Source organism: Streptomyces sp. NPDC005774 (genome assembly GCF_042871645.1).
In the GTDB taxonomy this organism is placed as follows: domain Bacteria; phylum Actinomycetota; class Actinomycetes; order Streptomycetales; family Streptomycetaceae; genus Streptomyces; species Streptomyces pratens.
Map to the genome: position 1 here is coordinate 21720 of NZ_JBIAIV010000004.1, position 11685 is coordinate 33404.

9 protein-coding genes and 3 pseudogenes are annotated in these 11685 nt (G+C 69.5%); 7 read left to right on the plus strand and 5 right to left on the minus strand.

Translation table 11 applies throughout. The annotated features are described in order from the left end of the window. The first annotated feature begins 19 nt into the window (after window positions 1-19). Window positions 20-895 carry an alpha/beta fold hydrolase gene (locus tag ACFYQA_RS05435; RefSeq protein ID WP_388911870.1) on the plus strand — a complete coding sequence of 292 codons (876 nt, stop codon included), beginning with the start codon at window positions 20-22 and terminating at the stop codon, window positions 893-895. A gap of 145 nt (window positions 896-1040) precedes the next feature. After that, a pseudogene (locus ACFYQA_RS05440) lies at window positions 1041-1220 on the plus strand (DUF397 domain-containing protein); the annotation flags it as partial. A 49-nt stretch (window positions 1221-1269) separates the two neighbouring features. Here the strand turns inward: ACFYQA_RS05440 and ACFYQA_RS05445 are convergent. After that, complete coding sequence (locus ACFYQA_RS05445) at window positions 1270-1581, minus strand: hypothetical protein (RefSeq protein WP_388911872.1); 312 nt, start codon at window positions 1579-1581, stop codon at window positions 1270-1272. A 641-nt stretch (window positions 1582-2222) separates the two neighbouring features. On the opposite strand from ACFYQA_RS05445, the gene ACFYQA_RS05450 reads away from it, so the two are divergent. From ACFYQA_RS05450 to ACFYQA_RS05465, 4 genes are all read left to right on the plus strand, one after another. After that, window positions 2223-2651, plus strand: a complete 429-nt coding sequence (locus ACFYQA_RS05450; protein ID WP_388911875.1) for a hypothetical protein — start codon at window positions 2223-2225, stop codon at window positions 2649-2651. 89 nt (window positions 2652-2740) lie between these two features. Beyond that, window positions 2741-3085: a hypothetical protein gene (locus ACFYQA_RS05455; RefSeq protein ID WP_388911878.1), complete on the plus strand. Its 345-nt coding sequence runs from the start codon at window positions 2741-2743 to the stop codon at window positions 3083-3085. A gap of 179 nt (window positions 3086-3264) precedes the next feature. Then, on the plus strand, window positions 3265-5517 hold the full coding sequence (locus ACFYQA_RS05460) for an ATP-dependent RecD-like DNA helicase (protein ID WP_388911881.1): 2253 nt from the start codon (window positions 3265-3267) through the stop codon (window positions 5515-5517). Window positions 5518-5760: 243 nt separating this feature from the next. After that, window positions 5761-7050, plus strand: coding sequence for a citrate synthase (locus ACFYQA_RS05465; RefSeq protein ID WP_388911884.1), 1290 nt, complete (start codon window positions 5761-5763; stop codon window positions 7048-7050). A 625-nt stretch (window positions 7051-7675) separates the two neighbouring features. Here ACFYQA_RS05465 and ACFYQA_RS05470 read toward each other — a convergent pair. The 4 genes and pseudogenes from ACFYQA_RS05470 to ACFYQA_RS05485 all read right to left on the minus strand — a co-directional run bounded on the left by ACFYQA_RS05470 (window position 7676) and on the right by ACFYQA_RS05485 (window position 11079). After that, window positions 7676-10042 carry a heavy metal translocating P-type ATPase gene (locus ACFYQA_RS05470; RefSeq protein ID WP_388911887.1) on the minus strand — a complete coding sequence of 789 codons (2367 nt, stop codon included), beginning with the start codon at window positions 10040-10042 and terminating at the stop codon, window positions 7676-7678. Between the two features lie 109 nt (window positions 10043-10151). Beyond that, window positions 10152-10391, minus strand: a complete 240-nt coding sequence (locus tag ACFYQA_RS05475; protein WP_386394875.1) for a heavy-metal-associated domain-containing protein — start codon at window positions 10389-10391, stop codon at window positions 10152-10154. 146 nt (window positions 10392-10537) lie between these two features. Further along, window positions 10538-10663: pseudogene (locus ACFYQA_RS05480) on the minus strand (TetR/AcrR family transcriptional regulator); the annotation flags it as partial. 221 nt (window positions 10664-10884) lie between these two features. Further along, the gene (locus ACFYQA_RS05485; protein ID WP_386394876.1) at window positions 10885-11079 is read right to left on the minus strand and encodes a helix-turn-helix transcriptional regulator; all 195 of its coding nucleotides are present in this window, start codon (window positions 11077-11079) and stop codon (window positions 10885-10887) included. A 510-nt stretch (window positions 11080-11589) separates the two neighbouring features. Here ACFYQA_RS05485 and ACFYQA_RS05490 point away from each other — a divergent pair. Next, window positions 11590-11676: pseudogene (locus ACFYQA_RS05490) on the plus strand (5-deoxy-glucuronate isomerase); the annotation flags it as partial. Between the last annotated feature and the right edge of the window lie 9 nt (window positions 11677-11685).

Genomic DNA, 11685 nt, shown 5'->3' on the forward strand with positions numbered 1-11685 from the left:
GGCGTTGAAGGGGTTAGCCATGGTTGAGATTCGCCACCAGTACGCGACGGTGCGGGGACATCGCGTCTTCTACCGCGAGGCGGGGCCCCGCGAGGCACCCACGCTCGTGCTCCTGCACGGATTCCCCTCCAGTTCACGCATGTTCCGCCACCTCATTCCGGCGCTGGCCGACCGATTCCACGTCATCGCCCCCGACCACCTCGGCTTCGGCAACTCCGACGCCCCGCCCGTGGACGCGTTCACCTACACCTTCGACTCCCTGACCGACATCACCGAAGCCCTTCTGGCCCAGCTCGGCGTCACCCGCTACGCCGTGTACGTCCAGGACTACGGCGCCCCCATCGGCTGGCGGCTGGCCCTGCGCACCCCGGACGCGATCACCGCGGTGATCACGCAGAACGGCAACGCCTACGAGGACGGCTTCGTACCGGATTTCTGGAAGCCCGTATGGGCGTACGGCGAGGATCCGGGCCCCCGGACCGAACCCGCCGTCCGTGCCGCCCTCTCGCTCGACGCCATCCGCTGGCAGTACCTGCACGGAGTGGACCGGCCCGAGCTGGTCGATCCCGACACCTGGGCCACCGACCACCGCGAGGTCAACCGGCCGGGCAACGACCTCGTGCAGCTCGCCCTGTTCCGCGACTACGCCGGCAATCCGCCCCTCTACCCCCAGGTGCACGCCTACTTCAGGGAACACCGGGTTCCCCTCCTCGCGGTCTGGGGAGCGGGCGACGAGATCTTCGGCCCGGACGGAGCGCGCGCCTTCGCGAGGGACCTGCCGGACGCGGAGATCCACCTGGTTCCCGGAGGCGGACACTTCCTGCTCGAAAGCCACCTGGACACCGTGGCCGGGTACATGCGCGGGTTCCTGACCACCGCCGGAGCACCGGCGTGAAGCCCGTGAAGAGTTCCCGGGGCGGGTGAACGGGATCTTCAAGGCCGGGATCCGGCCGGAACGCACCGCTCGCCACCGCCTCGACCGGCGGGCCGGCCGCCGCCCACTTCATTCACAAGTTGGCGAAGGAGCTGTGAGGCGCTTCATGGAAACCTCAGGCAACTGGAAGAAGTCGTCCTATTCCGGTCCGGGCGATGGCGACTCGTGCGTGGAGATTGCGCACAGTCCCACCCGGATAGCCATACGCGACTCTAAGATCCCCACCCGAGCCACCCTCACCTTCCCCACCGCCGCCTTCACCCCCTTCCTCGAAACCTCAAGGAGTCGGCGAAGCAGTTGTGACACGTACGCGGAGCCGTTGCCGGCGTGGGGCCTCAGGAGGGCGTCGGCCGTGTCTGCGGACGTGCCTCGTGGCCCGCGAGATGGAGCCTCAGGCGGGTGAGGTCCTCGGCCTCGACGAACACCTGCTGCCCCCAGTGCGCGGTGAGGCGCTGGGCGACGTCCACCAGCCGACGGCGGTCCTCGGGCGTGTACGCCGGGAAGCGCGCGTAGCCCTGGTCGGCGATCTTGTTACCCAGTTCGCTGAAGAGCACGGCCCGGAAGCGCTGCTCCTCCTCGTCGGTCAACGGCGCGACGCCGACCTCGGCCTCGGTGGGCCGCAACCGAACGTTGTAGAGATCTCGCATCACGCGCGGCTCCGCCATCTGCTCGAGTTCGTCCGCGAGAGCCTACCCGCCCCGGCCCCTTGGACAGATGGTGTCCCGTCGGGCGGTGCAGAGGGTCTCCCGGTCCCGGCGCTGCGGGGCCGGGGACGGGTTCCGTGCCGAAAAGCGTGAGCAGTCGGCGGGAAAGTGTCACCAGAGCGCTCAAATGGGCGTCATCAGGACAGTGGTGGCCAAAGTGCTCACGCTTTTGGGACGGTGTGTCACGTCCGGGGCACGGGCGTCTGCCCCGGCATCGCATCCGTGCGGCCGCATCCGACCCGCCGACCCGGGCGGTCACGGAAAGGCGTCCGTCCGACCGGTCGTGTCCCGGCAGGTCGGCGTCGCCGAGTGACCTCAAGATGCCCACCGCCACAGCGGCGACCCGGGTATGACGTGCCACCACCTGAACGCCCGAAGAACGCTGTCGAGTACCGAGTACAAGTGACACGTCGCAGCTTTCGCGATTTGCTCCTCTCGTAAGGCTCTTGGAGCTGCCAAGATCCAGCAGGGCTGAAATCCCCCTTGTCGGCCCGTAACGCAACGTGTTGAAGTGAACGCGGCCTGGAACAAGGTCGCAACACCGGGCCTCCGCTGACCACGGAGGCCCTTGACAAGGGGGAAGTATGCGTCGCACTGCTTCCTGCGCCGTCGACACGACGCTGACCGCCGCGATCACCGCGTCGGTCCTGCTGATACCGACCGGTTCTGCGTCCGCCGCGTCCGATCCCGGCGGCACGGCCGTCGGGATCGCCGCCGACAGCATCACCGCCACCTGCAAGAACAACGGCAAGAACCACATCGTCCGCAAGTACTACCGCGGCCCGCAGTTCTGCACACTGCGCTGCGGCACCAAGACGTGGGGTCGGAAGCACATCAAGGCACGTCACGGCTGGAACACGAGCATGGACAAGAAGATCAGCGCGGCCATCTGGTCGGGAGACCCCAACGGCCGCGGTGGGTACTCCACGTACACGAAGTCCGGTCCTCGCATCGAGAAGTTCCGCACCGTCATCGGCACTCCTGCCGGGAAGGCCGATCTGCTGACGGCGTAAAAGGTCGACCAGACCAGCAGGGCCGTCGCCAAGTGCTGAATCCTGGGTCGAATCTCAAACTCATGTCCAGGATAAGGAAGGGAGCGAGCATGGTGGCTCAGACGCCGGCCGAGCAAGCGCTCGCCCGTTCGTACACGACCGGTGACGCCGACATGAGGTTCGACATCGACGATCTGTCGGTGGAGCACCGCCCGGGCGGCGCCGCCGTGCTGGCGTACCGGCTCACGGTGGAACGCCCCGGGCGAGAGGGCGAACGCTGGGCGGTCACGCTGCCCTGGGAGGACAGTTCCTTCGCGGACGTCCTCGCCTCACCCGCCCCGGACGCCGAACGGCTTCGGCAGCTCGTGCACCTCGTGCATGCGCTGCTGGAGGAGTGGTGGGACACGAAGGGCCACAACCGGCAGTCGGCGAAGATGGGCCACCGCCTCCCCTGAGGATGTCCCTTCGAGTCTCGGCTCACCCGGGAACAGTGCTCGACCGGCCGCCCTCCCGGCCTCCGTCCGCCGTCCCGCCGGGGGCCTTCGCCCCTTCCTCCAAGCGCTCACAGCGGATTCCCGGCGCTGAAACCGAACGCCCCGGCGCCCTGTCACACCTCACCGGTACCGTCGGACCCATGTCCAACCAGTCCGCGGCGGCCCCCGGTGAACGGCGACTCGCCACCCTCGAAGGCGTCCTTGAGCGCATCACGTACTCCAACGAGGAGAACGGCTACACGGTCGCCCGCGTCGACACCGGCAGGGGCGCCGCCGACCTGCTCACGGTCGTCGGGGCGCTGCTCGGGGCGCAGGTGGGCGAGTCGCTGCGGATGGAGGGGCGATGGGGGTCGCACCCGCAGTACGGGAAGCAGTTCCACGTCGAGAACTACACGACCCTGCTCCCGGCCACCGTCCAGGGCATCCGGCGCTACCTCGGATCCGGGCTGGTCAAGGGCATCGGGCCGGTCTTCGCCGACCGCATCACCCAGCACTTCGGCCTGGACACCCTGACCGTCATCGAGGAGGAGCCCAAGCGGCTCATCGAGGTCCCCGGCCTCGGACCCAAGCGGACGAAGAAGATCGCCGACGCCTGGGAGGAGCAGAAGGCGATCAAGGAGGTCATGCTCTTCCTCCAGACCGTCGAGGTGTCGACGTCGATCGCGGTGCGGATCTACAAGAAGTACGGGGACGCCTCGATCTCCGTCGTGAAGAACCAGCCCTACCGGCTGGCGTCCGACGTCTGGGGCATCGGCTTCCTCACCGCCGACAAGATCGCCCAGTCCGTCGGCATCCCGCACGACAGCCCGGACCGGGTCAAGGCCGGTCTGCAGTACGCGCTGTCGCAGGCCACCGACCAGGGCCACTGCTATCTCCCCGAGGAGAAGCTGATCGCCGACGCGGTGAAGCTGCTCCAGGTGGACACCGGGCTCGTCATCGAGTGCCTCGCCGAGCTGGCCGCCGAGCCGGAGGAGGGCGAGGACCCCGGAGTCGTACGGGAGAAGGTCCCCGACCCGCAGGGCGGTGACCCCGTCACCGCCGTCTACCTGGTGCCCTTCCACCGCGCCGAACTGGCCCTCTCCGCCCAGCTGCTGCGCCTCCTGCGCACCGGTGAGGACCGGATGCCCGGCTTCCGGGACGTCGCCTGGGACAAGGCGCTGACCTGGTTGAAGGGGCGTACGGGCGCCGACCTCGCCCCCGAGCAGGAGGCCGCCGTCAAACTGGCGCTCACCGAGAAGGTCGCCGTCCTCACCGGCGGCCCCGGCTGCGGCAAGTCCTTCACGGTGAGGTCCATCGTGGAGCTGGCCCGCGCGAAGAAGGCCAAGGTGGTGCTCGCCGCGCCGACCGGGCGCGCCGCCAAACGCCTCGCGGAGCTGACCGGCACCGAGGCCTCCACCGTCCACCGCCTGCTGGAGCTCAAGCCCGGTGGTGACGCCGCCTACGACCGGGACCGGCCGCTGGACGCCGACCTGGTGGTGGTCGACGAGGCGTCCATGCTCGATCTGCTGCTGGCCAACAAGCTGGTCAAGGCGGTGGCTCCCGGTGCCCACCTGCTCTTCGTCGGCGACGTCGACCAGCTCCCCAGCGTCGGCGCGGGCGAGGTGCTCCGGGACCTGCTGGCCGACGGCAGTCCCGTCCCCGCCGTCCGCCTCACCCGCGTCTTCCGCCAGGCCCAGCAGTCGGGCGTGGTGACCAACGCGCACCGGATCAACGCCGGACAGCACCCGCTCACCGACGGCATGAAGGACTTCTTCCTCTTCGTCGAGGACGACACGGAGGAGGCGGGCCGGCTCACCGTGGACGTCGCCGCGCGCCGCATCCCGGCGAAGTTCGGGCTCGACCCGCGCCGGGACGTGCAGGTCCTCGCCCCCATGCACCGGGGCCCGGCCGGCGCCGGCACGCTGAACGGACTGCTCCAGCAGGCCGTCACCCCCGGCCGGCCCGACCTACCCGAGAAGCGGTTCGGCGGCCGGGTCTTCCGCGTCGGGGACAAAGTCACCCAAATCCGCAACAATTACGAGAAGGGTGAGAACGGGGTCTTCAACGGCACTGTCGGCGTGGTCACCTCGCTCGACCCGGTCGACCAGAAGCTGACGGTGCTGACGGACGAGGACGAGGAGGTGCCGTACGAGTTCGACGAACTGGACGAGCTCGCCCACGCCTACGCGGTGACCATCCACCGTTCCCAGGGCAGCGAGTACCCGGCCGTCGTCATCCCCGTGACCACCGGCGCCTGGATGATGCTCCAGCGGAACCTGCTCTACACGGCGGTCACCCGGGCGAAGCGGCTGGTCGTCCTCGTCGGTTCCCGCAGGGCGATCGGGCAGGCGGTGCGCACGGTCTCGGCCGGCCGGCGCTGTACGGCGCTCGACTTCCGGCTCGCGGGCGCCTGAACCGTCGTTGTTGCCGCCCTTCGTCCCTTTCCCGAAAGAAAAATGATCGATCAAATGAGTCGGGAACGTCACAGAGGCCTTCCGGAAGGGGAACACAGGAGGCAGGATGGGCAAGTTGGCGGCACTCAGTGCCGCCAATAGGCCCGATGGTCGACCCCGAGTGCACTCTCCTGAGCCAAGTGGGGGATGGTAGAGACAGTCAGGGCACCTCGAAGGTGAGGCACTACGTCGGTGAGGGATGACGTGAGCGACAACTCTGTAGTACTGCGGTACGGCGACGACGAGTACACCTACCCGGTGATCGGCAGTACGGTCGGTGACAAGGGCTTCGACATCGGGAAGCTTCGATCCCAGACCGGCCTGGTGACGCTGGACAGCGGTTACGGCAACACCGCCGCATACAAATCCGCGATCACGTACCTGGACGGTGAGGGAGGCATCCTCCGTTACCGCGGGTACCCCATCGAGCAGCTGGCCGAGCGCTCCTCCTTCCCGGAGGTCGCCTACCTGCTGATCAACGGCGAGCTGCCGACTGTTGACGAGCTCAGCGCGTTCCGGGGCGAGATCACGCAGCACACCCTGCTGCACGAGGACGTCAAGAACTTCTACAAGGGCTTCCCGCGCGACGCCCACCCGATGGCGATGCTGTCGTCGGTCGTCTCGGCGCTGTCGACGTTCTACCAGGACAGCCACAACCCGTTCGACGAGCGCCAGCGCCACCTCTCCACCATCCGGCTGCTCGCCAAGCTTCCGACGATCGCGGCCTACGCGTACAAGAAGTCGATCGGGCACCCGTTCGTCTTCCCGCGCAACGACCTCGGCTACGTCGAGAACTTCCTGCGCATGACCTTCTCCGTCCCGGCCCAGGACTACGAGCTCGACCCGGTCGTCGTCTCGGCCCTGGACAAGCTGCTCATCCTGCACGCGGACCACGAGCAGAACTGCTCGACCTCGACGGTGCGCCTGGTCGGCTCCTCGCAGGCGAACATGTTCGCCTCGATCTCCGCCGGCATCTCCGCCCTGTGGGGCCCGCTGCACGGTGGCGCCAACCAGTCGGTGCTGGAGATGCTCGAGGGCATCCAGGCCGACGGCGGCGACGTCGACTCCTTCATCCGCAAGGTGAAGAACAAGGAGGACGGCGTCCGCCTGATGGGCTTCGGCCACCGGGTCTACAAGAACTTCGACCCGCGCGCCAAGATCATCAAGTCTGCCGCGCACGATGTGCTGTCCGCCCTCGGCAAGTCCGACGAGCTGCTGGACATCGCGCTCAAGCTGGAGGAGCACGCGCTCTCCGACGACTACTTCGTCTCGCGCAGCCTCTACCCGAACGTGGACTTCTACACCGGCCTGATCTACCGGGCCATGGGCTTCCCGACCGAGATGTTCACGGTCCTGTTCGCCCTCGGCCGGCTGCCGGGCTGGATCGCCCAGTGGCACGAGATGATCAAGGAGCCGGGCTCCCGCATCGGCCGCCCCCGCCAGATCTACACGGGCGTGGTGGAGCGCGACTTCATCCCGGTCGAGGAGCGCTGACCGGACGCGGCACGCACATGACGACGACGGACGGCACGCCCTTCGGGGCGTGCCGTCCGTCGTTCCGTCTCGTGCGGCAGGCAGGCAGGTGGCGGGCCGACGGTGCCTTGCGGCGAACCGAGCCCCAAAAAAGAAGAAGGCGCCCTGCGCCGGTCCCCCCACGGGCCGACGTCAGGGCGCCTTCCCATGTCCCGGTGCGGATTCCCCCCACGGGATCCGGCCGGGCGTCTGTGAAGATCAGCGCCTGAATCGCTGTCTTTGAGCGCGATGAGCGGAACTCACCGCGCTCGTGCGGTCTGCCGGGACGCGCACGCTCGGGAGGGCCGCTCAAAGCTCTCCGGCGTACGTGCCCCGGCAACGCAACTCCGGGAAAGTCCCCCAAGACATCCCCAGATGCCAGGTCGCGCCCCCCAAGACGCTTCCCGACATCGCCAACTTAGACCTTCGAACCCCTTCGATGGTTACGTTCACGTCACTGTGATCTGCGTCTCTTGCATTTGTCCGTTAGGTGCGCAAGGGCCCTGAATTACCGACGCGCCCCAAGAGTAAGGAAGATGCGGGAGCCTTGTGAAGAGCTTATGTGAAATGTCGTACCGGACTCCAGTGGGTCATCCCAGTCGAGACCTCAATGAAACGAGCGCAGCCGCAGGCTGTTGGTGACGACGAAGACGGAGGAGAAGGCCATGGCGGCTCCCGCGATCATCGGGTTGAGCAGGCCGGCCGCGGCCAGCGGCAGCGCGGCGACGTTGTAGCCGAAGGCCCAGACGAGGTTGCCCTTGATGGTCGTGAGGGTGCGACGGGACAGCCGGATGGCGTCCGCCGCCACCCGCAGATCACCGCGGACGAGGGTCAGGTCGCCGGCCTCGATCGCCGCGTCGGTGCCGGTGCCCATGGCCAGGCCCAGATCGGCGGTGGCGAGGGCGGCGGCGTCGTTGACGCCGTCACCGACCATGGCGACTGACCGTCCCTCCTCCTGCAGTTGCCGGACGACGGCGGCCTTGTCCTCGGGCAGGACCTCGGCGATCACCCGGTCGATGCCGACGGTCCGGCCCACCGCCTCGGCGACGGTGCGGTTGTCGCCGGTGAGCAGGACGGGGGTGAGTCCGAGGGCGCGCAGGTCCCGGACGGCCTCCGCGCTGGTCTCCTTGACCGCGTCCGCGACGGCGAGGACCCCGCGTGCGGTGCCGTCCCAGCCGACCACGACGGCCGTGAGTCCACCCTTCTCGGCCTCGTCCCGGGCCCGCTCCAGCTCCGGCGGCAGCCCGGGGCCCGCCTCCTCGCCCGCCGGACCCCCGCCGAGCCGCCCCACGACCACCTCATGGCCGTCCACGCGCCCGCGTACGCCCCGCCCCGGAACGTTCTCGAAGCTCTCGGCCGAAGGCAGCGCCCCCGCCCGTTCCTCGGCGCCGGCGGCGATCGCGCGGGCGATCGGGTGCTCGGAGGCGTGCTCCAGGGCACCGGCGAGCCGCAGCAGCTGCTTCTCGTCGGTGCCGTCGGCGGTGTGGACCCGCTGCAGGGTCATCCGGCCGGTGGTGACCGTGCCGGTCTTGTCGAGGACGACGGTGTCCACGCGGCGGGTGGACTCCAGGACCTCGGGGCCCTTGATGAGGATGCCGAGCTGCGCGCCGCGTCCGGTACCCACCATGAGCGCGGTCGGGGTGGCCAGCCCGAGAGCGCACGGGCAGGCGATGATCAGCACTGCGACGGACGCGGTGAAGGCGGCGACGGTGTCGCCGGTGACGCCGAGCCATCCGCCGAAGGTGCCGACGGCGATGAACAGCACCACGGGGACGAAGACCCCGGAGATCCGGTCCGCCAGCCGCTGCACCTCGGCCTTGCCGTTCTGCGCGTCCTCCACGGCCCGTGCCATCCGCGCGAGCCGGGTGTCGGCGCCGACGCGGGTGGCCTCGACGACGAGCCGGCCGCCCGCGTTGACCGTGGCACCGGTGACGGCGTCGCCGACGGTGACGTCCACCGGCACCGATTCGCCGGTCAGCATCGACGCGTCCACGGCGGAGGAGCCCTCGACCACGGTCCCGTCGGTGGCGATCTTCTCCCCGGGGCGTACGACGAACCGGTCACCGGCCGCCAGTTGCTCCGCCGGGACGCGCACCTCGCGCACCCGGCCGCCGCCCTCGTCGCGGAGCACGGCGACGTCCTTGGCGCCCAGTTCCATCAGGGCCCGCAGCGCGGCGCCCGCACGGCGCTTGGAGCGGGCCTCGAGGTAGCGGCCGAGGAGGATGAAGACGGTGACGCCGGCGGCGACCTCCAGATAGATCATGGAGGCGCCGTCGGTACGGGAGACGGTCAGCTCGAAGGGGTGCCGCATGCCGGGCATGCCCGCGTCACCGAGGAACAGCGCCCACAGCGACCAGCCGAACGCGGCGAGCGTGCCGACGGAGACCAGGGTGTCCATGGTGGCCGCGCCGTGCCGCAGGTTGGTCCAGGCGGCCCGGTGGAAGGGCAGCGCACCCCAGACGACGACGGGGGCGGCGAGGGTGAGCGAGAGCCACTGCCAGTTGTCGAACTGCAGCGGCGGGATCATCGCGAGCAGCACGACGGGAAGGGCGAGCACGGCGGAGACCGTCAGCCGGTCGCGCAGGGCGGTGAGCCCGGGGTCCGCCGGCGCGGTGTCCTGCCCGCCGGGCCCGTCCGGTGCGGACTCCTGTACGGATGCGGGGGACGGTGGGGGAGCGGGTTCCTCGGCGGTGTAGCCGGTCTTCACCACGGTGGCGATGAGATCGGCGACCCCGGTGCCGGCGGGGTAGGCGATCCGGGCCTTCTCCGTCGCGTAGTTCACCGTGGCGGTCACGCCGTCCATGCGGTTGAGCTTCTTCTCGACGCGGGCCGCGCAGGAGGCGCAGGTCATCCCGCCGATGAGCAGCTCGACCTCGGAGGCGGGCGGGGCCTCCGAGGTCGTGGGGGCCGTCGGGGTGTCCGGGCCCGCCGGGTCGGCGGGTATCGGTGTTCCGGTGGCGGTGGTGCGGGTCATGTCCGTACTCCAGGCAGATCCGGGACTCCGGAGGGGCCCCGGAGCGGTCGCGGTGTCCCCGGCGGGTTCGGGCGTGTCGTCCTGGCGCCGGGAAGAGCCGCCGGCGGCGTCAGGCGGGGCCGACGAGCTCGAAGCCGGCCTCGTCGACGGCTGCGCGGACGGCCTCCTCGTCGAGCGGGGCCGCGGAGACGACGGTGACCTCGCCGGTGGTGGCGACGGCCTTCACCGAGTCGACCCCGGGGAGCTCGGAGATCTCGCCGGAGACGGCGCCTTCGCAGTGGCCGCAGCTCATGCCGCTCACCTTGTAGACGGCGGTGACGGAGCCCTGGGTGTCGGTCCGGACGGTCATGTCTTGCTCCTCGTCGAGGCGTATGGGGTCGAGGGGGCCCACGGGGCCGGGGCCTCCGCTTCCAGATTATACCCCTAGGGGGTATGAATCCAGGAGCGGCGGGCCGAGGGCCTCCCCGGAGATCTCTCCCATCCCGCGCATCAGGGGTCGCTCAGCTCGACCGCGATCGCTTCCTTGTTCGGGAAGGGCTGGTGCGGCGTGCCGGGGGAAACGCCCGCCTCACGGGCGATGGCATCGGTGCCGGCTGCCGTGTACCCGGTGGGGCGGAAGACGGAAGACGGAAGACGGAAGACGGAAGACGGAAGACGGAAGACGGAGCCGGAAAGCGGAGCCCGAGCCCCAATCCTCAATCGAGCCGGTCCGGACGACCGTATGACCGGACCGAGTGACGGGGACGACTGGTGCGACCGAACGACGGGAACGACTGAACGGCTGTGCCCCACCACGCAGGTGGGGCACAGCCGTTGTCCGTCGTGTCCGGGGTGGACGGGGTTCAGGGGCGTGGCCGGTTGCCCGGCCGGGCGGCCACCCAGCGGCGCACCGTGTCCGCGTACCAGTACGGCTTTCCGTTCTCCACGTGGTCGGGCGGAGGTAGGAGGCCGTGTTTGCGGTACGAACGGACGGTGTCCGGCTGCACCTTGATGTGCGCCGCGATGTCCTTGTAGGACCACAGGCGTCGGTCGGTCATGCGTCGTACCTCCCCGCGAGCACCACGGAGGCGGCCAGGTGTCGGCCGTCAGGGGGAGCCGGGTGCTGCGCTGGCGATCACCAGCGTTCTGCCCCGTGAACGACGCCTTACGGGGGTGGAGCGCCGTTGTGCGCCGGGCGTGACGGAAAGCCCATGCACATGGGACATGCGTGACACGAGCGGGATATTTGTGACGCAAGTGAAGCAAAGGTGCGCGCCGCTCCTTCGGTGGGCCGTGTTGACCCGCCCCGCCGGAACCCTCGATCCGCCCGGGTCGCCCGTCGTCCCGCGGCCCGGCCGGCGGCCGTGAAGGCACCGTCCGGCCGAGCGTCGGCCCGCTGTTTCCCCCTGGACGGTTCGCCTGTTCCGGGGACGTAAGGTCAAGATCTCATCCTTATGTCTGGACAAAGCATTGACAGGGCTTCGCCTCCACGGCTAGAACCGAGGGGAGCCGCGTGGGACGACCGCCGTCCCCGCTCCGGGGCGCCCCTGACGGCCCCGACACCGACCACCTCCGGCGCGGACGGCCGCTTTGCTTTGGCAGGAGCGAAGTGCGTGCGACGACTCCCCGTCCGCCACGGCCCCGCGCCGGAGGTTTTGACCTGA

Coding starts and splice junctions, on each gene's coding strand:
- ACFYQA_RS05455 (WP_388911878.1), top strand. CDS start 2,741: ATGGTGGCTCAGACGCCGGCCGAGCAAGCGCTCGCCCGTTCGTACACG.
- ACFYQA_RS05475 (WP_386394875.1), bottom strand. CDS start 10,391: ATGACCGTCCGGACCGACACCCAGGGCTCCGTCACCGCCGTCTACAAG.
- ACFYQA_RS05485 (WP_386394876.1), bottom strand. CDS start 11,079: ATGACCGACCGACGCCTGTGGTCCTACAAGGACATCGCGGCGCACATC.
- ACFYQA_RS05450 (WP_388911875.1), top strand. CDS start 2,223: ATGCGTCGCACTGCTTCCTGCGCCGTCGACACGACGCTGACCGCCGCG.
- ACFYQA_RS05460 (WP_388911881.1), top strand. CDS start 3,265: ATGTCCAACCAGTCCGCGGCGGCCCCCGGTGAACGGCGACTCGCCACC.
- ACFYQA_RS05470 (WP_388911887.1), bottom strand. CDS start 10,042: ATGACCCGCACCACCGCCACCGGAACACCGATACCCGCCGACCCGGCG.
- ACFYQA_RS05435 (WP_388911870.1), top strand. CDS start 20: ATGGTTGAGATTCGCCACCAGTACGCGACGGTGCGGGGACATCGCGTC.
- ACFYQA_RS05445 (WP_388911872.1), bottom strand. CDS start 1,581: ATGCGAGATCTCTACAACGTTCGGTTGCGGCCCACCGAGGCCGAGGTC.